This window comes from Blautia coccoides (assembly GCF_034355335.1).
In the GTDB taxonomy this organism is placed as follows: domain Bacteria; phylum Bacillota; class Clostridia; order Lachnospirales; family Lachnospiraceae; genus Blautia; species Blautia producta.
The window spans coordinates 1,433,946-1,455,843 of sequence record NZ_CP136422.1; the positions used below are offsets into that span (position 1 = coordinate 1,433,946).

21 protein-coding genes and 1 pseudogene are annotated in these 21,898 nt (G+C 46.4%); 16 read left to right on the forward strand and 6 right to left on the reverse strand.

Annotated features, from left to right (window positions below):
* Entirely contained in the window at nucleotides 1–834 is an 834-nt protein-coding gene (locus BLCOC_RS06205) for an HAD family hydrolase (protein ID WP_115624730.1), read from the reverse strand.
* Between the two features lie 176 nt (nucleotides 835–1,010).
* On the opposite strand from BLCOC_RS06205, the gene BLCOC_RS06210 reads away from it, so the two are divergent.
* Nucleotides 1,011–1,889 carry a M14 family zinc carboxypeptidase gene (locus BLCOC_RS06210; protein WP_162149849.1) on the forward strand — a complete coding sequence of 293 codons (879 nt, stop codon included), beginning with the start codon at nucleotides 1,011–1,013 and terminating at the stop codon, nucleotides 1,887–1,889.
* A 10-nt stretch (nucleotides 1,890–1,899) separates the two neighbouring features.
* Here BLCOC_RS06210 and BLCOC_RS06215 read toward each other — a convergent pair whose 3' ends face one another.
* Entirely contained in the window at nucleotides 1,900–2,784 is an 885-nt protein-coding gene (locus tag BLCOC_RS06215) for a LysR family transcriptional regulator (RefSeq protein WP_115624731.1), read from the reverse strand.
* Between the two features lie 122 nt (nucleotides 2,785–2,906).
* Between BLCOC_RS06215 and BLCOC_RS06220 the strand changes: the two genes are divergently transcribed.
* The 5 genes from BLCOC_RS06220 to BLCOC_RS06240 all read left to right on the forward strand — a co-directional run bounded on the left by BLCOC_RS06220 (nucleotide 2,907) and on the right by BLCOC_RS06240 (nucleotide 8,061).
* A complete protein-coding gene (locus BLCOC_RS06220; protein WP_242999041.1) occupies nucleotides 2,907–4,445 on the forward strand; it encodes an HAL/PAL/TAL family ammonia-lyase in 1,539 nt (512 codons plus the stop codon).
* 33 nt (nucleotides 4,446–4,478) lie between these two features.
* The gene (locus BLCOC_RS06225; protein ID WP_115624733.1) at nucleotides 4,479–6,062 is read left to right on the forward strand and encodes a BCCT family transporter; all 1,584 of its coding nucleotides are present in this window, start codon (nucleotides 4,479–4,481) and stop codon (nucleotides 6,060–6,062) included.
* Between the two features lie 49 nt (nucleotides 6,063–6,111).
* Nucleotides 6,112–7,104 (forward strand): ornithine cyclodeaminase family protein, encoded by a 993-nt coding sequence (locus tag BLCOC_RS06230; RefSeq protein WP_018594269.1) that lies wholly within the window; start codon nucleotides 6,112–6,114, stop codon nucleotides 7,102–7,104.
* Nucleotides 7,105–7,315: 211 nt separating this feature from the next.
* Nucleotides 7,316–7,585, forward strand: coding sequence for an acylphosphatase (locus BLCOC_RS06235; protein ID WP_018594268.1), 270 nt, complete (start codon nucleotides 7,316–7,318; stop codon nucleotides 7,583–7,585).
* A 146-nt stretch (nucleotides 7,586–7,731) separates the two neighbouring features.
* Nucleotides 7,732–8,061 (forward strand): cupin domain-containing protein, encoded by a 330-nt coding sequence (locus tag BLCOC_RS06240; protein WP_174717646.1) that lies wholly within the window; start codon nucleotides 7,732–7,734, stop codon nucleotides 8,059–8,061.
* 69 nt (nucleotides 8,062–8,130) lie between these two features.
* Here BLCOC_RS06240 and BLCOC_RS06245 read toward each other — a convergent pair whose 3' ends face one another.
* Nucleotides 8,131–9,111 (reverse strand): AraC family transcriptional regulator, encoded by a 981-nt coding sequence (locus BLCOC_RS06245; protein ID WP_115624734.1) that lies wholly within the window; start codon nucleotides 9,109–9,111, stop codon nucleotides 8,131–8,133.
* Nucleotides 9,112–9,464: 353 nt separating this feature from the next.
* Here BLCOC_RS06245 and BLCOC_RS06250 point away from each other — a divergent pair, with 353 nt between their 5' ends.
* The 4 genes from BLCOC_RS06250 (at nucleotide 9,465) to BLCOC_RS06265 (ending at nucleotide 12,332) form a co-directional block, all read left to right on the forward strand.
* Nucleotides 9,465–10,598, forward strand: coding sequence for a carbohydrate kinase family protein (locus BLCOC_RS06250; protein WP_165907167.1), 1,134 nt, complete (start codon nucleotides 9,465–9,467; stop codon nucleotides 10,596–10,598).
* 12 nt (nucleotides 10,599–10,610) lie between these two features.
* On the forward strand, nucleotides 10,611–11,483 hold the full coding sequence (locus BLCOC_RS06255) for a class II fructose-bisphosphate aldolase (RefSeq protein ID WP_115624736.1): 873 nt from the start codon (nucleotides 10,611–10,613) through the stop codon (nucleotides 11,481–11,483).
* Nucleotides 11,484–11,568: 85 nt separating this feature from the next.
* Entirely contained in the window at nucleotides 11,569–11,691 is a 123-nt protein-coding gene (locus BLCOC_RS06260) for a hypothetical protein (RefSeq protein ID WP_256163034.1), read from the forward strand.
* Nucleotides 11,692–11,906: 215 nt separating this feature from the next.
* Nucleotides 11,907–12,332 (forward strand): EamA family transporter, encoded by a 426-nt coding sequence (locus BLCOC_RS06265; RefSeq protein WP_115624737.1) that lies wholly within the window; start codon nucleotides 11,907–11,909, stop codon nucleotides 12,330–12,332.
* 17 nt (nucleotides 12,333–12,349) lie between these two features.
* On the opposite strand, the gene BLCOC_RS06270 is transcribed toward BLCOC_RS06265, so the two are convergent.
* Nucleotides 12,350–14,572: an alpha-L-rhamnosidase gene (locus BLCOC_RS06270; protein WP_115624738.1), complete on the reverse strand. Its 2,223-nt coding sequence runs from the start codon at nucleotides 14,570–14,572 to the stop codon at nucleotides 12,350–12,352.
* Between the two features lie 104 nt (nucleotides 14,573–14,676).
* Here BLCOC_RS06270 and BLCOC_RS06275 point away from each other — a divergent pair, with 104 nt between their 5' ends.
* The 6 genes and pseudogenes from BLCOC_RS06275 to BLCOC_RS06295 all read left to right on the forward strand — a co-directional run bounded on the left by BLCOC_RS06275 (nucleotide 14,677) and on the right by BLCOC_RS06295 (nucleotide 19,473).
* Nucleotides 14,677–15,582 (forward strand): helix-turn-helix domain-containing protein, encoded by a 906-nt coding sequence (locus tag BLCOC_RS06275; RefSeq protein WP_029470157.1) that lies wholly within the window; start codon nucleotides 14,677–14,679, stop codon nucleotides 15,580–15,582.
* Between the two features lie 581 nt (nucleotides 15,583–16,163).
* A pseudogene (locus BLCOC_RS27875) lies at nucleotides 16,164–16,552 on the forward strand (ATP-binding cassette domain-containing protein); the annotation flags it as partial.
* Nucleotides 16,553–17,053, forward strand: a complete 501-nt coding sequence (locus tag BLCOC_RS27880) for a hypothetical protein (RefSeq protein WP_465220622.1) — start codon at nucleotides 16,553–16,555, stop codon at nucleotides 17,051–17,053.
* The gene (locus BLCOC_RS06285) at nucleotides 17,050–17,844 is read left to right on the forward strand and encodes an ABC transporter permease (RefSeq protein ID WP_115624739.1); all 795 of its coding nucleotides are present in this window, start codon (nucleotides 17,050–17,052) and stop codon (nucleotides 17,842–17,844) included. The genes BLCOC_RS27880 and BLCOC_RS06285 overlap by 4 nt, the downstream gene beginning before the upstream one ends.
* A 10-nt stretch (nucleotides 17,845–17,854) precedes the next feature.
* Nucleotides 17,855–18,646, forward strand: coding sequence for an ABC transporter permease (locus tag BLCOC_RS06290; protein WP_115624740.1), 792 nt, complete (start codon nucleotides 17,855–17,857; stop codon nucleotides 18,644–18,646).
* Nucleotides 18,647–18,756: 110 nt separating this feature from the next.
* On the forward strand, nucleotides 18,757–19,473 hold the full coding sequence (locus BLCOC_RS06295; protein WP_029470155.1) for a DUF169 domain-containing protein: 717 nt from the start codon (nucleotides 18,757–18,759) through the stop codon (nucleotides 19,471–19,473).
* A 58-nt stretch (nucleotides 19,474–19,531) separates the two neighbouring features.
* Here BLCOC_RS06295 and BLCOC_RS06300 read toward each other — a convergent pair whose 3' ends face one another.
* The gene (locus BLCOC_RS06300; protein ID WP_029470154.1) at nucleotides 19,532–20,782 is read right to left on the reverse strand and encodes a uroporphyrinogen decarboxylase family protein; all 1,251 of its coding nucleotides are present in this window, start codon (nucleotides 20,780–20,782) and stop codon (nucleotides 19,532–19,534) included.
* A gap of 141 nt (nucleotides 20,783–20,923) precedes the next feature.
* Entirely contained in the window at nucleotides 20,924–21,874 is a 951-nt protein-coding gene (locus BLCOC_RS06305; protein WP_115624741.1) for a helix-turn-helix domain-containing protein, read from the reverse strand.
* Nucleotides 21,875–21,898 lie beyond the last annotated feature (24 nt).

Below are 21,898 nucleotides of genomic sequence, written 5' to 3' on the forward strand. Positions count from 1 at the left end.
TTATTGCACATCGTATTCTTCCAACAGTTTTTGGATCGTCTCTTTCCGGCCTTTAAAATGTACAGCATTAATCCCCTGGGAACGGGCCTCTGCCACATTTTCCAGGACATCATCAATGAACACAGCTTTTTCAGGTTTAATATGAAAATCCTTTAGCAGCTTCTGATAGAATTCTGGTTCCGGCTTCAGCATTTTTACCTGCCAGGACATGTAACCGCCGTCCATCATATTCAGAAAGGCCATCTCTTCCCTGCAGCGCTCATACAGGGGCTGTGAAAAGTTGGACAGATAATAAATCTTGTACCCTCTTTTTTTCAGATATTTCAGCCAGTCCACTGTGTAAGAATAGGTATGTATGACACCGCTCATCTTCGCGAATGTCTCACGAATTTCTTTTTCGTATTCCGGGTCATTATCAATAAAGGCCTGGAGAATTTCTTCTTCATTCCGCACACCACGGTCAGCATCCGCCCAGTCGGGGCTGTCAAATACCGCATCCCCCACAGCCTGAATCGTTTCCGCACTGTACTTCATGCTTTTTAAAAATGTTTTCCAGTCATAACGGACCAGCACATTTCCAAGGTCAAAGATAAAGGTATCCACAGAAGAAGAGACGGTATCTATCTGAGGAATATCATTTTTCTGCCTTGTATAGCGGTATACAAGCAGGCAGGCATACAAAAACACGGGAACAAGTACCGTGCAGTAGATGGCGGCCAGCAGCATATTACGGGCATTTGGGCTGTGCGAAAGAGAAAAAATAAAAGCCAGGACGTACATGCCCAGAAGCAGTACGGCTCCAACCAGTGCGGCAATTTGTTTCAGCTTCTTCACTTCTTATTCTCCCTCCCATAGAATATCTTTAATTATAATGAGTTTTGAGGTATCCGTCAATGTGCATAAATGCTCGAAATCAAAGAGAAAATCGACAATTTGTCCAATTTTCAGGCTATACTTACCGAGAAATGGAGAATGATTTGCACATATTTTCCAAAATTTTCAAAGGAATTATGGAAGTTCAAACAGTTGGTGACACGGTGGACGGCAGGAAACTATATCACGTGAGAATGGGGAATGAAAATGCCGCTGACAAGGTTTTGATCTTTGGGGGAATTCATGGAAGGGAGTATATGACCACCCAGCTTGTCATGGAACAGATGGGAGAATTTGTGGAGAATCTGCTCCATGAGGACAGAACCTACAAGGGATATTCCTACAGTGAACTGTTGAAAGACCGGGCACTACATATTATTCCCATGGCCAATCCCGACGGGGTCACAGTCAGCCAATTCGGGGCAGAAGGCATGCAGTCTCCCGGGATCCGGGAACAGGTGTGGGAGATCGCCGACGAGGATGGGGCCAGAATGCCCTGGAGGTCTTATTTTTGCCGCTGGAAATCCAATGCGGAGGGCGTGGATGTGAACCGGAACTTCGACGCTTTGTGGGAGGATTATGTGGATGGGATCGGAAGGCCTTCCAGGGAAAAGTACAAGGGAACTGCTCCGGAGAGTACCAGGGAGGCTCAGGCGCTGGTGAATCTCACAAAAAAAGAGAATTTCAGCCGTACGGTCAGCTATCACTCCTCAGGCGGAGTCATATACTGGGCATTCGGACAGCAGGGGGAGCTGGCGGTCAGGACACAGGCTTTTGCCAACCGGATCGCCGCTGTCACTGGATATGAGCCGGACGGCAATTACGAGGAGCTGGACCCCGCAGGATATAAGGACTGGGCGCTGCTGAAAATGGGAATCCCAAGCCTAACCATAGAGATCGGAAGAGCGGATTCCCCTCTTCCCCAGTCAGCTTACAAGAAGATCCTCCGGGAAAACAGAGGCGTGTGGGAGGAAATCCTGCTGGATATCATTGAAGAGAAAAAAAGAGACCATTGAAAAATGCGGGCTATTGCAATCGTCCGGACGTTTCCCGGCACAGGCGTATAAATTCATTGACATAGGGCAGAGCGGTTCTGTCTTTCCTTTGTACAATGTAGAAGACGCGTTTCATGGGCAGATCTGTGACTGGGCAGGCGTGGAGCCTGTGGCCGGATAGCTCCTGCCGGATCAACATTTTTGAGATAATGGAGATGCCTTTATTTTCTGCAACTGCTTCCTTCAGAGCATCAATATTGTGATACACATGACTTTTGGTGAGCGTGATCCCCTGTTTGCTCAGTGCCCGTTCCAGTGCTGCGCGGGTACTGTTTCCCTCCTCCCGCAGCAGAAATAATTCATTCTCAAAATCTGCGATAGACAGACTTTCCCGGCTGGCATAGGGATGCCGGGGACTGCAAATGGCCATGAAAGTATCATCCAGAAATGGAGTATACACAAGGCTGCTGTGGCTTCCCTTTGTCTCTGTGAGCATCACATCCAATTCTCCCTGGGCCAGCTTTTTTTCCATGAAATAAGAGTCATCAATGGTAAAATGTGTGCTGACATCAGGACAGATAATATGATACGCCCGGATAATATCCTGCAGAAGGCAGGAGGCAGCGACCAGAGTGCTGCCGATATGTATTTGTTTCAGATGGAGTCCGAGAAGAGCGGACTCCATCTCTTTGTACAGATTGATGATCCTGGAGGCATAGTCCAGGAGCAGCAGGCCCGCTTCTGTAAGTCTGAGGTGTTTGCTCAGACGATCAAACAGACGGACATTGTAGGTCTTTTCAATCTCAGTGATGGCAAGGCTGACTGTGGACTGTGAAATATACAGATTCTGGGCTGCTGTACTCATATTGTTGCAGGCGGCAACCTCCAGAAATATGGTCATGTGTCGGAGCGTCATTTGGAATCCTCCTTTTACTATTGGAAAAACTCATAACATAACCATATTTTAGTATTTTACAAGAGTAAAATCAAGTGCTATTATGACCATAATAAATATAAATTCGGCCGGATTTGTAAAATGTGTTATTACAATATTCAATATATAAAGGAGATGAGGAAATCATTGTTTTAACAGGAGACAGTCTGACGCCTGATATGGTGGAAGCCATTGCAGCCGGACGCCAAAAGGTTTCCGTGGAGGAAACTTTGTGGAAAAAATTAGAGGAGGCCAGGAGCCTTGTCTTTGAACTTTCAGGCCGGGGAATCCCCATCTATGGATGCAACACCGGGGTGGGCTGGAATAAAGATAAAATAGTGACAAAAGAATTTATTACCGGATTTAACAACAGCATGCTTCATTCCCATGCAGTGGGTGTTGGACCTTACGCACCTGTGGAGGTGGTAAGGGCAGTAATGGCGGTGAGGCTCAACGGATTTTTGAATCTGTGTACCGGCATTTCGCCCGGGATCGTCAGGATGTACCAGGAATTTTTGAACCGGGAAATCCATCCTCTGATGCCCGTGAGGGGGTCTGTGGGACAGGCGGATATCGGCAATCTGTCACACATAGCGCTGGCAGTCACCGGTGAGGGGTGTGCGGAGTATCACGGAGAGATTCTGCCCGTGAGCAGGATCCTAAAGCAGGAGGGGCTGAAGCCGGCTGTTCCGGCAGAGAAAGACGGGCTTGCCATGATAAGTTCCAATGCCCTGAGTGCAGGCTGGGCCTGCCTTGTTCTTAGCAGAGCAGAAAAAATACTGACAACAGCGGATGTGATAAGCTGTATGTCTCTGGAAGGATTCGGAGGCAACACCTCACAGCTTAGGACAGAGGCAGCCAAAAAGAGAAAATATGAAGGACAGATAGAGACTGCAAAAGCCATGAATGGTTATCTGAAAGGCAGCTTTCTATACGAAGCCGACAGCAGCCGGCCGCTGCAGGACCCGCTCTGTTACCGGAGCACATCCCAGGTGCACGGGGCTGTGAGGGACGCGCTTTACTATGCAGAGAAAGAGCTGTCCATACAGATAAATTCATCAGATGATAATCCATGCCTATTGCAGGAGGAACGGGATATCACTCCCAGCGCAAACTTTGAACCGCTTGCGTGGGTGCTTCCCCTGGAGATGCTCTCCATAGCCTTCTCGCACATTTCAAAGGCATCTTGTCTGAGGAGTATTAAGCTGGCAAACCCGGCGTTTACCAGGCTTACCAGAAACTTGTCACCTCAGGAGAGTGTCATTGCGTTTTCTACGATCCAGAAAACATTTACGGCTTTGGATGCGGAAATCCGCAGTCTTGCAAATCCTGTTTCCATGGACACGCTGCCCCTTGCAGGGGAGATTGAGGACAGGAGTACCAACGCGCCTTTGGTTGTTGGGAGACTGGAGAAAATACTGGATGATCTCTGTTACATTTTAGGTATTGAGCTAATGCTTGCAGGCCAGGCCATGAATCTGCGCAAAGGAAAAATACTGGGGGAAGTAACAGGCAGAGGACTTGCTGTTCTCAGAGAGAAAATACCGTTTTATGACAAAGACGACCGTGTCCTGACAGAGGATATAGAGGCTGTCTGTGAGATGATAAAAGAGGGAACATTTCTGCGAAAATTGAATTTTTAAAAGTACAAGAGGAGAAGAATCGGGAGGTAGAAAATGAAAGAACCGAAAGATAAGAAGGAGTCCGCCGGACAGGTGCGTAAAGGCGTGTTTATTCCTGCGTTTGCAGTGATGGCAGTGGTGGTAGCTGTGGGATTTATCAATAACGAGGGTCTGGCAAAAGGCGCGAAGGCTTTCTTCGGATTTTCCCTGGGAAAATTCGGATGGCTGTATCAGCTTGTGGCTGTTGTATCTGTGCTGGTCATCGCTATCGTCACATTCTCAAAATTGGGTGATATCCGTATTGGCGGAGCAAATGCAAAGCCCAAATATCCCTTTGGAACCTGGTTCGCCATGACGCTTACCGGCGGAATCGCTGTGGGCATCGTGAACTGGGGAATTAATGAACCTTTGATCTATTATGGAAATGTATACGGTGAGCTGGACAATCTGGGAATCCAGGCAGGAACCCAGGAGGCAGCCAGGTTTGCCCTGGGCAGGTGTTTTTATAACTGGACCTTTGTGCCTTATGCCATGTATGCGGTGTCAGGGCTGCTCATTGCCTATATGTACTTTAACAAGAAGGAAAAGCTCTCAGTCATTTCCACCCTGAAGCCGCTTTTGGGAAAAAAGGCAGAGCATCCGGCAGTCATGAATACGGTGGATACTCTCTGCTCTCTGGCGATCACCCTGGGAATGGCTTCCGGACTTGGAACAGGACTGGCCCTTATAATTTCAGGATTGAATGTGGTATATAAAATACCGAACAGCACTTTTATCTGGATATTGCTGGGAGGCATTGCCACATTGATCTTCACCAGTTCCTCCATTCTGGGTGTGGACAGGGGAATCCGCAGGCTGGCATCTTTGAACAGCAAGATTTTTTACGGACTTTTGATCTTCCTGTTCATTACTGGACCTATGGCTATTATCCTCAGCAATTCCGTTTCCGGGCTGGGAGAGTGGCTGAACAATTTCTTTATCTGGGGTCTGGACTCCGGTGACGTGGGAGGAGAGGCACTGACCAGATGGTGGACCTTGGCTGACTGGTGTTCCTGGATCGCCTATGCACCTATTATGGGTATTTTCCTTGGGAAGATCGCTTATGGAAGAACTGTGCGGGAGTTTATGATCATTAACTGGGTGATGCCCTCTGTTTTCGGTATTGTATGGTTTTCCGTCTGGGGCGGAACCGGTCTTAACTGGCAGACCAATGGCGTAGTGGATATGGTTGGAGTGATCAAAGAGAGCGGAGCCACAGCAGGCGTATGGGCGTTCCTGCAGCATCTGCCCCTTGGCCTCGGAATTATCATAATACCTATTGTAATGATCACGCTTATGCTGTCCTTTTCCACAGCGGCGGATTCCATGACCAGTACCATCGCGTCTATCTGTACTAAAGGACAGAGTATGGAGGAAGAGCCCCCGAAATCCCAGAAGTTGATCTGGGGTATCCTGATTGGATCCATTTCCATTATCATGGGCGCGGTTGCAGGAGGTGTGCGGGGAATCGACGGGGTGAAACAGTTGGCCTCCGTGGGAGGATTCCTGGTATTATTTGTTTTTCTGCTGCAGTTGATCGCATTTATCAAGACATTCTTTGTGGATTTGAAAAAGGAAAAGAAAGATCCCACACTCTAAGGCGTGAGATACGGAACAGTAACAGTTTGAGAATAATTTGGAGGTGCTTATGGACTTATTATACATAAATGCAATGGATATAGAGAATCTGAATCTGACCAATGAGGAGATACTGGGAGCAGTGGAGAAAAGCCTGGAGGCTCAGGGCAACGGAAAGACCGTTATAGAGCCGCGGGTGCATCTGATCCCCAATCCGGAATATCACGGGCATTTTAATGTGCTGAGAGGATATATTGAGCCCATGGATGTGGCAGGCGTGAAGGTAGTGGGAGATTATGTCTATAATTATAAGCAGGATCTGCCCTCTGAGATGGCACTTTTGAATCTGTATGACCCGAAAACCGGAGCACCGAGAGCTGTGATCGATGCCACAGAGATCACCTCCATGCGGACAGGTGCCTTGACAGCCATCGGTGCAAAGTATCTGGCAAAGAAAGAAAATAAAATTTTAGGACATCTGGGATCCAGGGGAACAGCCTGGTGGAATGTGGTGCTTCTGGACTCCTTATATGATTTTGATGAGATCCGTGTGAACAGCAGAAGAAGAGAATCCATGGAAGATTTCGCCGGACGCCTCACAAAGAAGCTGGGAAAACCGGTGAAGGTGACTAAAAATAGTGAAGAGTGTCTGAAGGGTGCTGATATTATGGTGGAGGCCACACGCCTGATGGAGCCCACACCTCTGCTGAAAACAGAGTGGGTACAGCCGGGAAATTTTGTGGTACCTTACGGAACTGTCAGTGCTGTGGAGCTGTCTCTCACAGACGTGATGGACAAGATCGTGGTAGATGACTGGGGACAGTGCAAAGGCGGTATTCTCGGCAGTCTTCGCAGGCACGTGGAGACGGGGAAACTCAGCGCGGATACCCTCTACGGGGAGCTGGGGGAGATCGTTGCAGGCAGGAAACCGGGAAGAGAAAGAGAGGATGAGACCATACTTTTCTGGCACCGGGGTCTTTCCACAAATGACATTGCACTGGGACAGTTAGTATATGAAAAAGCTTTGGAAATGGGAATCGGAACAACACTGAAATACAGATAGGACACCCTCTTAAAATCGTCCTGCGGCCAAGAAAACAGACTGGCCGCAGGGCGGTTTTTTTAAGAAAAATGTATAGAAAAAAAGAAAGGTTGCAGACATGATAAAACATGGTATAATGAAATTGTTCAGCAGCTTTACAGTTGCAGCCATTTGGCTTTTGTATGCTGAACTTAAAATGTAGATTGATATAGGGAGAAGCGGGGCATAAAAGATGAAGATCAGAAAACATTTCATACTGACCGGGATGGTACAAGGGGTAGGGCTGAGATACAGAGCCCAGCATCTGGCGAGGTTATTGCAGTTGACCGGCTGGGTGAAAAATACCTGGGACGGCTGTGTGGAACTGGAGCTGCAGGGCAGAGAGGAAGAAATAGCCAGCTTTCTGGACCGTCTGTCCATGGGAAATTTTATAAGGATCGAAGGGGTAGAGGCAAAAGACGTTCCGGTGATAGAGGAGAATGGGTTTCATGTTAAGGGGTAGATCAGGCATGTTTTTAAAAGAGTACGCAGTAAAAGATTGACATTTGAAAAAAATGGGTCTAAGATATAGAAAAAATAAATTTTAGAAAAAAGGTTCTCAAAGGCGAAAACCCACCTTTGGGGACCTTTTTGCATGGAGGATGAATTATGATAAAAACAGAGACAGTGGAAAATATGTGCGGCGGCAAAGGCCATGTGATCATTAAGCACATTTTAGGAGAGAAAGAACTGAATGGAAAATGCGGACTGTACGCGGAAGTGATCATTGAACCGGGATGTTCCCTGGGATATCATGAGCACCACAGTGAGAGCGAGACCTATTATATTCTGTCCGGCCAGGGCGATTACGATGATAACGGGCAGGTACGCCCGATCAAAGCAGGGGATGTTACATTTACACAGGATGGTCACGGGCATGGACTGGTAAATACCGGGGATGTGGATCTGGTGTTTATGGCGCTGATCATTTTTGACTGATGCGCTGCGGTGGGGCGGGACGGATGTGTTTGCCGCACAGACTGCGTCCGGCAGACACCTGTCGCCTCTTTAGCCATAAAATTCCCATATAGTATAATCACTGTATTTTTCCTGACATTTTTCCCGCAGTGTATGCAGAAGCAGGATACTGTCCCCGGCTGTAAATATATTCTGGGTATTAGAGGCCGCCTGCCTGTCCGCACGGGCAGGCTCCTTCCTTTTTTGGCGCAGTTCGGAGGCCGGACAGTTGTAATATTTCTGACAGAGCTGATTCAGGTATCTGACATCAGAAAAACCGCTCTCAATACTTACGGTAAGCACTTTTTTATCCGTATTCTGGAGAAGACGGCAGGCATACTCAAAACGTTTCAGATTCAGATATTCCTGAAAGGACAGGTTTAACTCATCTCGAAATAGATGTGACAGATAGGTCAGGGAAAGATTCTCATGGTCTGCAATGTCCTTTAGCAGCAGCTTCTGTCGGAAATTTTTTTCTATGTAGTCTGTGATGCGGCTCATGCGCTCCTGCCGGTGTCTGCGGGCAGTCATCTCAGAATCGGTATATATCTTCTTGGGAACATAGGTGTGAAGGCCGTACAGGATCATATTCAGCAGGCTCATACATTTATATTCATAATTAGCAAACTGCCCGAAGTAGTTGTATGCCAGTTCAATGAGCAGACCCTTCATGATTTCGTAGCGTGTCTCATGCTGGGAGAAAAAAGGACGTACGCAGTTCTCCAGAAAACATGTATTTTCATCATGTTGAAAATAGGAGGTGACAAGCTGCCGGGACATCTGAATGGCCAGGATCAGGGCGCTGCCATCCAGTCCCCGTATTTCATGGAGATCCATGGGGTTCAGCAGATACAGGTCACCGCTGTGAAGTATGTGCGTATTTCCGTTTACTGTAAATTCCACATTTCCGTCAAGAACAAGCCCTATTTCCATCTCCCTGTGGGCGTGTGGAGCCCGGGAAAAAAGGCGTACCAGTATGGCGCTGAAGGCGTGGATCTGGGGGTGTGCGATCAATTCAAATTCTTTATCCATTTCCGTCACTGCTTTCTCATGATTTCTTATTTTCTATTCTAATGTCATTTCCAAAGACGGGCAACAACAATTCAAAAAAATCAAAAAAATAGCAAAATAATCGTTTGTAAATAGCAAATAAAACAAATCTATAACACCTATGAGCACCGACGATCCTTATAAAACAAGACCTACATCAAAGAAATAAGTAAGCGCAAGATAATCGCCGTATTTTCACAAATATGGAAATGCTCCGCAGAAGAAAAACGATTAAACTGAAGATAGTTTATAAAATGAATTTAAGTGTAAGAGGTACGGATTTCCCGTTCTACAGCGGGAGTAAAAAACGTGACAGTACAGAAAAGGGTGATCAAATGGGCAAAAAGGTGATCGTAGCAGGACATGCCTGTCTGGACATTACCCCTCTTTTTCCTCAGAACCAGCCGCCGGCGAAATTAGGAGATATTCTCTCGCCGGGAAAGCTGATCCAAATGGAGGGTGTTGACATCCATGCAGGCGGTGCGGTATCCAACACGGGTATGGCGATGAAAATGCTGGGGATGGATGTATGTCTCATGGCAAAGACAGGCAGGGATGAATTCGGAAAGATCATTTCCGATATCTATGCCGCGCAGGGAGCAGACTCCGGGATCATTGTGCAGGAAGGACAGAATACCTCCTATTCTGTTGTCCTTGCGCTCCCTGGAGTAGACAGGATATTTCTTCATGATCCGGGATGCAATCATACATTTTCCTTTGAAGATCTGCCGAAGGAAAAGCTCTTGGGGACAGACCTGTTTCACTTCGGCTATCCGCCGCTGATGAAGAAAATGTATGAAAATACAGGAAGTGAACTGGTTCGGATAATGAGATATCTGAAATCCCAAGGGACTGCCACCTCTCTGGATCTGGCTTTTGTGGACGGGGAGTCAGAGGCGGGAAAGGCGGACTGGAAGGAGATTTTAAGCCGGGTGCTGCCGTATGTGGATTTTTTCGTGCCCAGTATCGAGGAACTCTGCTTCATGCTGGACAGGGAGAGATATGAGGAGTGGAGGACCAGGACAGAGGGTGAGGATCTTTCCTTTTTCCTGGATGTTCAGAGAGATATCAGGCCTCTGGCGGATAAATGTATGGATTTGGGGACAAAGGTCCTTCTGCTGAAATGCGGTGCCCCCGGCCTGTATTACAGGACCACGCAAGCCAGCCGCCTGAGGGAATTGGAGGCATCCCTTGGAATCTCTGCGGAGGACTGGTCAGACAGAGATGGATTTGAGGCAAGCTATCGGCCTAAAAAAGTGCTGTCGGGTACAGGTGCAGGTGATACGACCATCGCGGCATTTCTGACGGCAATGCTGGAAGGGTATTCCTTTGAAATGTGTATCCGTCTGGCGGCTGCAGAAGGGGCATCATGTGTGGAGGCTTATGACGCGCTGGGCGGGATCCGTCCCCTTAAGGAACTGGCTTCTATGATTGAGAGCGGATGGGAAAAACAGGATTTTAAGAGATAAGGAGTTTGTAAAATGTTAGCGAATTTAAATGACGTATTACTCCCGGCCAGGCAGAATGGCTACGGGGTGGGATTGTTCAATACTGTGAATCTGGAACTGGCAAGAGGGGTGCTGCAGGCAGCGGAGGAACTCAGCTCCCCGGTTATCATCGGTACAGCGGAGATTCTGCTTCCCTACGGGCCGCTGGATGATCTGGCACCTCTGATCGTCTCCATGGCAGACAGGGCATCTGTCCCTGTGGTGGTACACTATGACCACGGACTTACCTTTGAGAAATGCATGGAGGCGTTGAAGTTTGGATTTACCTCTGTTATGTATGACTGTTCCACAGACAGCTATGAGGAAAATGTGAGAAAGGTCCGAGAACTCACAAGGATTGCCCACTGTTTCGGCGCAACTGTGGAGGCTGAACTAGGGCATGTGGGGGATAACGGGGAGGCAGCAGGAGAGAAAGGAATGGAAACGCCGGAAGCATACTATACAGACCCGGTCCAGGCAAAGGAGTTTATAGAAAAAACACATGCGGATGCCCTTGCCATTGCAGTGGGAACTGCCCACGGCGCTTACAAATTCAAACCCAAACTGGATTTTGAAAGGATCAGGACAATCGAGGGTATGGTGGATGTGCCTCTGGTGCTCCACGGAGGTTCCGGGCTGTCGGAGGAAGACTTTAAAAAGTCCATCGCCTGCGGCATCAGCAAGGTGAATATCTTCACAGATATTAATACAGCAGCGGCAAAAGCTGCGGAGCAGGCGCTGAAAGAGGGAAAAACCTGTATGACAGATATCATCCCCTATCAGGTGGAGGCAGCGGCGGAGGCGGCAAAGGCCAAGATGAGAATTTTCGGGTCGGTAAGCAGAAGCCGGGTATTCGGCATCCGATGATGTATGGAAGCGGACCGTCAGCCGCCAGTCTTTAAGCAGCGGAAAAAGCAGCGGATTTGATCTGCACATATACGGAAAGAGAGTAATGACGCAAACAGAAGAAATCAATGAATGGATGAATGAAGGTGCTGCTGTACAGGGATGGATGTCACAGTGCGGCAGCAATTTCTGTATATGTGGAGTGGGGAAGTTACTGGTGGATCTGTGATCGGTAACAGGAGTCTATATAAATATAAATAGGAAAAATAAAAATAAGAGAAAACATTTGACGGACATGAAAATCTGACATAAAATAGAGATTGGGTGGACACCTACCGCAAACCGAAGGTCATTGGTTTGCGGCTTTTTTGTTGTATGGGAAGTTTTCCGGATTTTCTGTCCGATACAGCGTGTGTCCGAGAATTATTAATGGAGGAGAAAAGTATGTGGAACTATATCTGGCCTATCCTTTTAGTGATTGGCTCCAACACGGTTTATAACATCTGTGCCAAATCAACGCCGGCAGAGGCAAATGCCTTTGTATCCCTTTCTGTGACATATCTGGTAGGTACTCTTTTGTCCATAGGAATGTTTTATCTAACGTCTGCCGAGAGAGGTTATTTTGCAGAGTTAAGAAAATTGAACTGGGCTTCTGTTGTATTAGGAGCATCTGTCGTTGCTCTGGAATTTGGTTATATCGCCATATACAGAGCCGGCTGGAAGGTCAGCGCCGGTTCTCTGGTCGCTAATATCGGTCTTGCGGTTATTCTGATCGTGGTGGGTGTGGTCTTTTACAAAGAACTGATAAGCTTAAAACAAATCTGTGGAATCCTGCTGTGTCTGGGCGGCCTGCTTCTGCTCAACACATAGTTATAGTGGGTATGATTTCATTGGAAAATATTAGTTATTTCACTGTAGAATACATAACTTCCTTTTCCTACCCAGCATTCCTTCCCTGCGATCACCACAAGGGCATCCACCGGTGTGCTGATCTCATAACGCCACACATTCTCCGATTTTTTCCATCCTGAGCGTATGGTTCCATAACGTGTGTCCAGGGATATGGACAGCCATCCAAGTCTGCTGTCCGGAATCGGTGCGATCCTCACCTTCTCATATCCCGGGAATTCTGGAATCCTCTGGATTCCGGCAGCCACACTGTAGATCCAGTCAGCCACAGCGCCATAAGCATAATGATTGTAAGAATTCATATCTGCGCTCCAGAAGTTTCCGTCAGGCATAATGCCGTCCCAGTGCTCCCAGATAGTCGTTGCGCCTTTTGTGACCGGATACAGCCATGATGGATATTCTTCTCTTAACAGAAGACTGTATGCCAGCTCTGCATATCCGTGATCGCTCAGCGTATGCAGGATATATGGAGTGCCCACAAAACCGGTTTGGAGCTGTACGCCGCATTGTTTTACCATAGCTGCAAGCTGGTCAGCCGCGGCCTGGCAGTCCGGGGCAAGCTGGAAATGGGCAGCCAGGATGCACTCTGTCTGTGTCCTGTATTCAGGATAAGCGATGCGGAAAGCAGTCACGATCCTGGTATACAGGTCTTCATAGGCTGTCACATTTTCACCCAATACTTTACCCGCTTTGATCACCAGTGAAGTGGAATAGGCATAGAAGGCAGAGGCGATAAAGTCCTCCCGTGTGGACCCTTTATAGCTTCCGGATGGAGCATCCAGGCCAAGCCAGTCCCCATAATGAGTCCCTCCGGTCCACAGATATTCTGTTGTGGTATGGGTGGAAATATAGGAGATCCACTTCTTCATGAGGTTGAACTGGGAGGATAACAGCTCCTTGTTTCCATAGGCCAGATAGAGTTCCCACGGGCAGATGGCAGCCGCATCGCCCCAGGCAGAACTGGCAGGCTCCTGGGAAAGCAGGTCAGGGATCACATGGCCGACTCTTCCGTCTTCTCCTTGGTCTGCGGCCATATCCGCAAGCCATTTTGTATAGAATTTTTCCGTGTCATAATTCATGCAGGCTGTGCGGATGAATACCTGGGCGTCCCCTGTCCATCCAAGACGTTCATCCCTTTGGGGACAGTCTGTGGGTACGTCCACAAAGTTTCCCTTCTGTCCCCAGATAACATTGTCAAAGAGCTGGTTCAGCAGGGGATTAGAGCAGTTAAAATATCCGGTCCGCTGCATGGCAGAGTGTATCACAACTGCTGTGAAATTTTCTGGTTTTGCGGCAGCCGGGCCTCCGGGAAAACGGTCGATCCGTATATAGCGGAAACCAAAGAAAGTGAGTTTGGGCTTGTAGGACTGCTGACCGTCACGGCAGATATACAGGTATTGGGCTTTTGCAGTCCTGTAATTTTCTGTATAAAAACATCCCTCTTTGTCCAGAACTTCCGCATGGGAAAGCTCCACCTTTTCTCCGGCTCTGGCTGTGAGATGGATTTCCACATAACCTGTGACATTCTGGCCGAAGTCTGCCACAGTCTCTCCTTTTGGTGTGGTAAAGATACGTATAGGCGCAAGTCTTTCCTGCTCCCGGATCTCTTCGCCCTGCTGGGGGATTAAGGTGTGTGTCGGACCTTCAAATTCACATACAGGCCCGGCAGAGTTTTGTGCCTGTTCATCTCCGGTTATAGATGTGCTTTCGCATTCCAGTGAAGCGTCATAGATTTCTCCGTCGTATATCTCCGAAAAGAGGATGGGACTCTCCGAAAAAGTCCAGGACTCATCTGTTGCGGTATACACAGCGGAATCATCCTCGCAGATGATCTCCAACTGTGCGAGAAGCCCTGCGGGACTTTTTTTCAGCGCCTCCTGGACATCGGATTTACTCCAGCCGGGCATGGGGCTGCGGTACCAGCCTTTCCCCACAGTGACGGAAATATGGTTTTCTTTTTTCAGAAGATTTGTAATGTCATAGACCTGATATTGGAGCCGTTTTTGATAAGAAGTCCAGCCCGGGGCCAGAATAAATTCCCCCACGCGGGTTTTGTTGAGCACGGCTTCGTATGTGCCAAGGGCTGTTATAAAAAGTCTTGCAGACTTTACCGGTTTTTCTAGATAGAAATCTTTTTGGAACAGGGGGCAGATATCGCCTGTATCCGTCTGTGGTCTTATCCATTTTGCATGCCATTCCATATAAGAAATACCTCCGTTTTTCTTTTCTTGACTTTCATGATACCAGAGAATAAAATTGAAAGAAACACCTGTATTTTACTAAAATAGGGGGTGAATTTGCGTTTATGGATAAGGCAGTAACCATCCATATCAGAGAAGTATCAAAAGAAAGCCGGGAGAGGCTGGTAATGATGCCGTACCGGCAGACCGATATGGAAAGCCACAACCATGATTTCTTTGAATTGGTTTATGTAGTAAAGGGGAGAGCTGTGCATACACTGAACTCCCGGGAGGGAGTTCTGAAAGAAGGGGATTACTTTATCATAGACTATGGCAGTGTGCACAGCTATTCAAAAAGTGAGGATTTTACACTGATCAACTGTATCTTTTTGCCCGAAGTCATAGATGAGACCATGACGGGCTGCCGTTCTCTAGATGAACTTCTTCATGGCTGTCTGATACGATACTACACGTCCATACCGGGGGAGACACCGGGGAATCGTATTTTTCACGATGAGGATGGACGGATCAGGCAACTGATCATGGGAATGCTGGAGGAATATGAGGAGAAGAAAGAGGGATATGCGGAGGTCTTTCGATGCAGGCTGATCGAACTGCTGATCCTGACTCTAAGAAAAGGCGTTCATGAGAAACCAAAGCATCCAAAGCACCGGGCGGTGCTTGACGTGCTCCAGTATGTTGACTGCAATTATCAGAATTATGTAAACTTGGGAATGTTCTGTCAGCAGTATCATTATACGTTGTCTTATATCAGCCGGATCTTCCGGCAGGAAACAGGGCTTTCCTTCCGGGAATATCTGCAGAAGGTAAGGATAGAGAAGAGCTGTCAATTGCTGGCCGGGAGTGATATGAGGATTGGAGAAATAGCTCAGGCGGTAGGATATGAGGATAAGAAGTTTTTTAACACTATTTTTAAGAAGATCGTGAAAATGACACCCCGGGAGTATAGGAATCTGTCTTCGGTGAAAGGAAAAGGTTCAGGTGCTGTAAACAGTGATGAACGGTTATAAGAGGGTGACTGAAAAACGACATAGTGATTGACAGGTAAAGATATGGCAGGTTATAATGAAAAACAGAAGAAAACGGGAGGTGTGTGTTTGTCTATTGTAGTAAGAAAATAAATCAAATGTATAATCTAATACAAAGAAGAGTTGTGGTTACAGATAACTCTTTTATTGTTGTACAGGTTTATTTTGCTTACAGGAAACGAAGCACACCAAAAGTAAAGTTCTTTTCATATATTTCCCGGGGGTTCCGGTACGTATTGGATCGTTAATTTCAGCAGCCTTGGATGCCAAGCTCAGCAGATATATTTTTCATTAGCTGCGGCACTGCCGTAAGGAGAATATATACTGTAGATTGTTTGCGCGCGCTGTAAAGGTTCATATTTAAACGTACTCTGGCATCTTGAGGCGCTTAAGTGGCTTGTTAAGTTCTTAGGAGGCTATAAAAAAGGCCATAGAGCCATAGATCGGAAGAAATATAATTTACATACTTACTCATGGTATTGTTTACGACATAATGTAAGCAAGATACCATGAGTTTTTTTGTGCGTAAAATTAAGTATAGAAATTGAAAGAGGCAGATGAATATGAACGTTATAGAAGTTAAAGACTTATCAAAAGTTTACAAAAGGTATAAAAAGCGTGAGGGATTAAAGGGCAGTCTGACAGGCCTGTTCCGGCGGGAATATGAAGAGAAAACAGCAGTCAGCCATATTGATCTATGTGTGGAAGAAGGGGAATTTGTAGGGCTGATAGGAAAAAATGGTGCAGGAAAGACAACCCTGGTAAAAATGCTCACAGGTATTATAGCACCTTCCAGCGGTTCTGTTAGTGTCCTTGGATATTATCCAAATAAATTGGAGAAACAGTTTCGGCAGCAGTATGCTTTAGTAATGGGACAGAAGAGCCAGTTGTTTTTCGAGCTGACAGCAGGGGATACCCTCCAGCGACCCTGTCTCTAGGCGAAAGAATGAAAATGGAACTGTTGGCCGCTCTGCTCCACAATCCCAAAATACTTTTTCTGGATGAGCCAACCATAGGTTTGGATGCAGTGGCAAGTATGCAGATACGAAGGTATCTGAAAGAAGTGAATCAGGACAGGAAGACGACAATTCTTCTGACTTCCCACTATATGGAGGATATTAAATCCCTTTGCAGGCGGTCTGTTGTTATCAGCCAGGGAATGAAGGTATATGATGGCAGCACAGAACAGCTCTTTGAGCGCTATCAGAATAGTAAAAGGATAACACTGGTATTTGAGGAACTCACTAAGATTGAGATTCCGGAAACTCTGGCAGAGAAATGCAGGATTCTGGAGGACAATGGTTATAAAAAAGTATATGAAATGCCTAAGGAGGACTCTGGCAGATTCCTGGAATACTTTATGAGTTATAAGCCCACGGACATTTCTCTGGATGAGGAAGAGATTGGCAGAGTGGTGGAAAGGATCTATGCAGATGTGAGGGAGAGGACATGAAAAAATATCTGGAAGCGGCAAAAGTGTATCTGAAAGTAAAACTTATGTGGAGGGTAGATTTGATATTTGGTTTTATATCCATTGTAATGAAAATCATATTTGCTTCCTTGCTGTGGGGCATCATATTCAGGGATAGGGAGTTGGTAGCAGGATTTACCAAGAATAGCATGATGACATACTATCTGCTCAGTGCCTTTTTTGCACAGATTGATATTTCGGAAAAAATAAGTGGGGATATCACATTAGGGATAAGGAGCGGGACCTTCTCGAAATATATGACAGTACCTTTGGATGCTGACAACTATTTTCTGGCTATGGAGGCCGGTTCCATATTGCCTCATATTGTGCTGGATGCAGCGGCGGTATTTCTCATCGGTTTGGGATTTGGAATCAGGATAAGTATTACCTCAGATATCACCTGTATTTTGTGTGCCCTGGTGATTGCTTTTCTGGGGCTGCTTTTTATGGCACAGCTCAGTTATTTTCTGGGAATCCTGACATTTCGGTTTGAAGAGATATCTACATTTCTGATGATAAAGCAGAATATCCTGGCTTTAGTCTCAGGTTCTGTTATACCTCTTGTTCTCCTGCCTGAGATGGTGGTGAAATGTATGCAGGCCCTTCCTTTTTACTATACTGCATATCTGCCGTCCATGCTGCTCATGGGGAAAAACGGTGAGGAAGCTGTGAGAGGAGTATTTATTATGCTGGGCTGGAATCTGGGCATCAGGCTTCTGGAAAAGATTGTTTATGAGAAGTACAGAGTGAAATATGACGGAGCCGGGATATAGGGGGACAGAAATGAGAGAGAATATAAGATTGATCAAAGTGCTGATAAAATTAAGGTTAGAGAGAGTGATGATGTTCCGCCTTGGTTTTTTCGGGCCGTTTTTTGTAGATGGGAGTTTATTTGTGATTCAGCTTCTGGTGTTTCAGGCCATTTATTCCAATGTGGATAGGATTGGCAATTGGAAGCAGGGAGATATGATACTTTTTATCGGAACATTTTCTCTTATCAATGCTCTCAATATGAGTATTTACTTTTTCGGAGTTAATTCCATACCGGAAAAAATCAGGACAGGAGAGATCGATCTGTACCTGACAAAACCGGTCAGCCCTCTGCTCAGGCTGACCTTTGAGCAGGTAAATCCAGGGGCCGTGCCTCTTGTGATCTTCAGTATTGCTATCATTTTTTACGGCGCAAATGCAGCAAAAATAGACTTTAACATCAGTAATACATTGGGTTATGTGATTTCTGTGGGAATGATGACAATTTTGTTTTATGAGCTGGAGGTAATGATCCGTTCACTGGCATTTTTTACGGTATCTTCAGAGGGCATTCTGCAGATAGAGATAAATGGCCTGGATATGTGTATGCAGATACCTGGTACGGTGTTTTATGGAGTCTATAAGTTTGTTTTTTATTATGTCCTGCCTTACGGCATAATTTCCACATATCCATCTTTGATCCTGCTGGGAGATTTTACATGGAAAATGGCATTGCAGGAAGGGGCAGCACTGGCTTTTTTTACATTGTTGACTTTTGTGATATGGAAAACAGGTTTGAAAAGATATGACAGTGTCAGTTCCTGATAAAAATATGTATATAGACAGTCTTACACAGACAGCAAAAAACAGGTATAATGTGAGCATAAAGACCAGTCATGTAAAATCTTACCCGGCAGAAAGGGAGGTACGATTCTATGAAAAGTAAAATGAAAGAGGCAATTAAGCTGTCAAGTCAGCCCGTGGCAGTCATCAAATCGGACAGGATGCCTGAAGGAGCCATACATTTCAAAGAGGGAGTGTGGGGCTGTGTGATCCCTATGCTGTCCGCAGCGTCAAAGGGCAGAACCGCGGCGTTTTGTGAGGAAACCACCACATGTCCGGGAGGCAAAGTGGGTATGGGATTCAAAGGCTTTGAACTGGGGACCATCGAATATTTTCTATCTACAGGAGGCGTGGGCCCGAAACCGGGGGAATTTTATAAAAAGAACCCTGATCTGGCTAGGAAATACGCAGAGAATGTACCAAAGGTTAAGGCTGAGAGATACGTTGTACTGAAACCGCTCAGTGAAGTAAAAGAGGAGGAGAAGCCGGAGGCGGTTGTTTTTTTGGTAAATGCGGACCAGCTTTCTGCGCTTGCCACACTTGCCAACTATGACCAGCCAACCCAGGATAATGTACAGATCAAGTTTGGCGCAGGGTGTGCACAGGCCATTCTCTATGCAGTGAGTGATCAGGAGGATGGGAAAAGAAAATGTACCATAGGACTTACCGACCCGTCAGCGCGGAAATGCATCAGCAAAGAACTGTTGTCCTTCAGTATTCCCTATGACAGATATCTGGAGATGGAGGAGCAGGTGGGGGAGAGCTTTCTCACAAAAGACACCTGGGTGCATCTGTCTGAAAGGATCTAAATAAATTGGCGGCTGTAAAAGAATTTGTGAATTTTACAGCCGCCGTCTTTGTATCAGATTAATATTTTCCATAAGTCTTTACCGCGTCGAACATGGCAAGTACATTCTCATGCTTTACCCCATGATCAATGGTGGTATTCACATCAAAAATATAACCGCCGTCCAAAGCACAGATGTCCAGAAGGCGTCTCACCGCGTCTGTCACCTGCTCCGGTGTCCCTGTCTCCAGTATCCTTCCGTCAAACCCGCCGCTGATACAGCAGTTTTTACCCACGATCCGTTTGGCCTCCCTCATGTCGCAGTTTTCAAAGTGGACCAGACACTTTCCGGCAGGAAGTTCGGATAAAAATTCAAGCCGGGAATCATATTTTCCCTCTGTATAGACGTAGGGGATCTGTCCGGCAGCGGCCAGACCTTCTACCAGTGCTTTTAAAGTCGGCCAGTAGAATTCACGGTATTGCTCATTTCCCATGAAACCGTCAAGGCCTTTGTGCAGAGGAATAAATACAACCTTCCCCTTGGAGCTTTCGGCCTGGGCAAGTGCCCCGTAGAGTGTGCCGGGATAGAAAAAGTCAATGGCTTTATGGACATTTTCCGGCTGTTCGTACAGATCAGCCATGGTATCCAGTGTGCCCCTTAGACAGTCACTGAGCATATCGAAGGCGCAGGTTGTTGTGGCCTTGAAAAATAAGGGATATCCGGCTTCCATCATTTCCACGTCAAAGTTATGGGCCTCTTGGTAATAACGGGAGATCATTCCGGCTGCCTCCCCCAGTTTCACGAACATTTCCGCAATGGCCGGATCTGCAAACTGCATCATTCCGGGAAGAGCGCCGTATCCCAGCATTTGGCCGAAGGACATCTTTGCCATAGGCTCCATCAGCTTGAAATTTCTGGGAAGGTATCTCTTCATGATCCAGCCGGTCAGATCTGTCAGCAGTTCTGAATACTCCTCATCACCTAAGTACGCCTTTTCCACAAATTGATGGATGGAATTCTCAGTACAGACACCGCCTTTTTGTCCGGCCCACTGCAGGAAAGAGATTCCCGTCAGTTCAAAACACGGTCCAAGTCCGCAGAAAAACGGGGAATAGCCATAGTTTGCATCCGGTTCATAATCATTCAGATACTGACGGAGGGCGTTCTGCATAATTGAGGAATCGTACATGGCCTCCGCCATGGTGTGTCCAGAATGGGTGACAGAGTAGGTCTGGACAAAAGGAATTACAGGTACACGGTCAGGTTCTTTGACCGCAAGGGCATCATCGATACGTTTCGTTCTTGCCTGATACTGCTTAGTGGTACACATATGCAATCCTCCTTTGCATGGCACAATAATTGTTGATGTTTTTATTGTATCACACTTATAAAAGATTGACTATTATGTAATGAAAAATAAATATTCTGAAAAAACACCTCGGTATTAACTACAAAACAGGATATCGGCTGTTTACCATCCATTTTCAAGATATATATCAAAATCTTTTAACTGCCGTTTTTGTCCCGCATACTTTTCCCGCCACTGTTTGGGGGAAGTTCCCATATATTTCTTGAAGTTTCTGTTAAACGTGGATTCAGAGGTAAAGCCGGATTTGGAAATGATCTCATGGATGGAGCAGTCTGTGCTGCGCATGGAGTCAGCGGCATTCAGGATTCGGATCTTATTGATATAATCAAGGGCAGAGGTATTCATGAATGACTTGAATATCTTTCTGAAATACGTCTCACTGATACTGCAGGCATCGGCCAGATCCTGAATCTTGATAGGGGACCGGTAATGACTGCGGATGTGATCGAGGGCCGGTTTGATCTGACTTATATTATCCATATCCAGGGGTTTGCTGCAGGATAAAAACTCATCGTCGGTTTCCGAAAAAGTCAGGCGGGCGATCCTCATGAGCAGGGAAAATGCCATGGCTTTTACGATATATATATTGTATTCCTTCTGCATCAGCATTTCATGGAGAATGATGCGAAATTCTCCGGCAATTTCAGGATATTCTTTTGCACGGATAAAATGCGCCTTCTGAGTGATGAGCTTTTTCATATAATTCAGCTTGGCTTCGTCATTTCCGTAAGCAGCTTCCAGGCATTTGTCAATATCGATAAAGAGATATTCCCAGGTGATGACACTGCCGGGAATACTGTCTGTGGAATGGGGATAATTGGGGGGAATAATGGAAATCATATGGGGCTGGATCTTGAGACCCTGATCACCCAGAAGTAAATTTCCATTTCCATTATAACAGTAGCCGATTTCCATTAAATTGTGGAAATGAAGGCATGCAGTCCGTGTCCCGATGCAGCTCAGCCAGTTGTCCCCGGTCAGAAAATATATGGGGAGCTGAGGCAGGGTGGCATAATATCTGAATTCTACTTTGGGTTTTTGTGTATTTTCCATGAATATACTTCTTTCTATTAGTTT

What these genes read in the sequence shown, in the direction of transcription:
- BLCOC_RS06210 (WP_162149849.1), top strand. Translation starts at nt 1,011, where the DNA reads ATGGAAGTTCAAACAGTTGGTGACACGGTGGACGGCAGGAAACTATAT.
- BLCOC_RS06230 (WP_018594269.1), top strand. Translation starts at nt 6,112, where the DNA reads ATGGACTTATTATACATAAATGCAATGGATATAGAGAATCTGAATCTG.
- BLCOC_RS06285 (WP_115624739.1), top strand. Translation starts at nt 17,050, where the DNA reads ATGAAAAAATATCTGGAAGCGGCAAAAGTGTATCTGAAAGTAAAACTT.
- BLCOC_RS06250 (WP_165907167.1), top strand. Translation starts at nt 9,465, where the DNA reads ATGGGCAAAAAGGTGATCGTAGCAGGACATGCCTGTCTGGACATTACC.
- BLCOC_RS06235 (WP_018594268.1), top strand. Translation starts at nt 7,316, where the DNA reads ATGAAGATCAGAAAACATTTCATACTGACCGGGATGGTACAAGGGGTA.
- BLCOC_RS06265 (WP_115624737.1), top strand. Translation starts at nt 11,907, where the DNA reads ATGTGGAACTATATCTGGCCTATCCTTTTAGTGATTGGCTCCAACACG.
- BLCOC_RS06275 (WP_029470157.1), top strand. Translation starts at nt 14,677, where the DNA reads ATGGATAAGGCAGTAACCATCCATATCAGAGAAGTATCAAAAGAAAGC.
- BLCOC_RS06215 (WP_115624731.1), bottom strand. Translation starts at nt 2,784, where the DNA reads ATGACGCTCCGACACATGACCATATTTCTGGAGGTTGCCGCCTGCAAC.
- BLCOC_RS06225 (WP_115624733.1), top strand. Translation starts at nt 4,479, where the DNA reads ATGAAAGAACCGAAAGATAAGAAGGAGTCCGCCGGACAGGTGCGTAAA.
- BLCOC_RS06295 (WP_029470155.1), top strand. Translation starts at nt 18,757, where the DNA reads ATGAAAAGTAAAATGAAAGAGGCAATTAAGCTGTCAAGTCAGCCCGTG.
- BLCOC_RS06305 (WP_115624741.1), bottom strand. Translation starts at nt 21,874, where the DNA reads ATGGAAAATACACAAAAACCCAAAGTAGAATTCAGATATTATGCCACC.
- BLCOC_RS06300 (WP_029470154.1), bottom strand. Translation starts at nt 20,782, where the DNA reads ATGTGTACCACTAAGCAGTATCAGGCAAGAACGAAACGTATCGATGAT.
- BLCOC_RS06240 (WP_174717646.1), top strand. Translation starts at nt 7,732, where the DNA reads ATGATAAAAACAGAGACAGTGGAAAATATGTGCGGCGGCAAAGGCCAT.
- BLCOC_RS06255 (WP_115624736.1), top strand. Translation starts at nt 10,611, where the DNA reads ATGTTAGCGAATTTAAATGACGTATTACTCCCGGCCAGGCAGAATGGC.
- BLCOC_RS06270 (WP_115624738.1), bottom strand. Translation starts at nt 14,572, where the DNA reads ATGGAATGGCATGCAAAATGGATAAGACCACAGACGGATACAGGCGAT.
- BLCOC_RS06260 (WP_256163034.1), top strand. Translation starts at nt 11,569, where the DNA reads ATGACGCAAACAGAAGAAATCAATGAATGGATGAATGAAGGTGCTGCT.
- BLCOC_RS06290 (WP_115624740.1), top strand. Translation starts at nt 17,855, where the DNA reads ATGAGAGAGAATATAAGATTGATCAAAGTGCTGATAAAATTAAGGTTA.
- BLCOC_RS06245 (WP_115624734.1), bottom strand. Translation starts at nt 9,111, where the DNA reads ATGGATAAAGAATTTGAATTGATCGCACACCCCCAGATCCACGCCTTC.
- BLCOC_RS27880 (WP_465220622.1), top strand. Translation starts at nt 16,553, where the DNA reads ATGGAACTGTTGGCCGCTCTGCTCCACAATCCCAAAATACTTTTTCTG.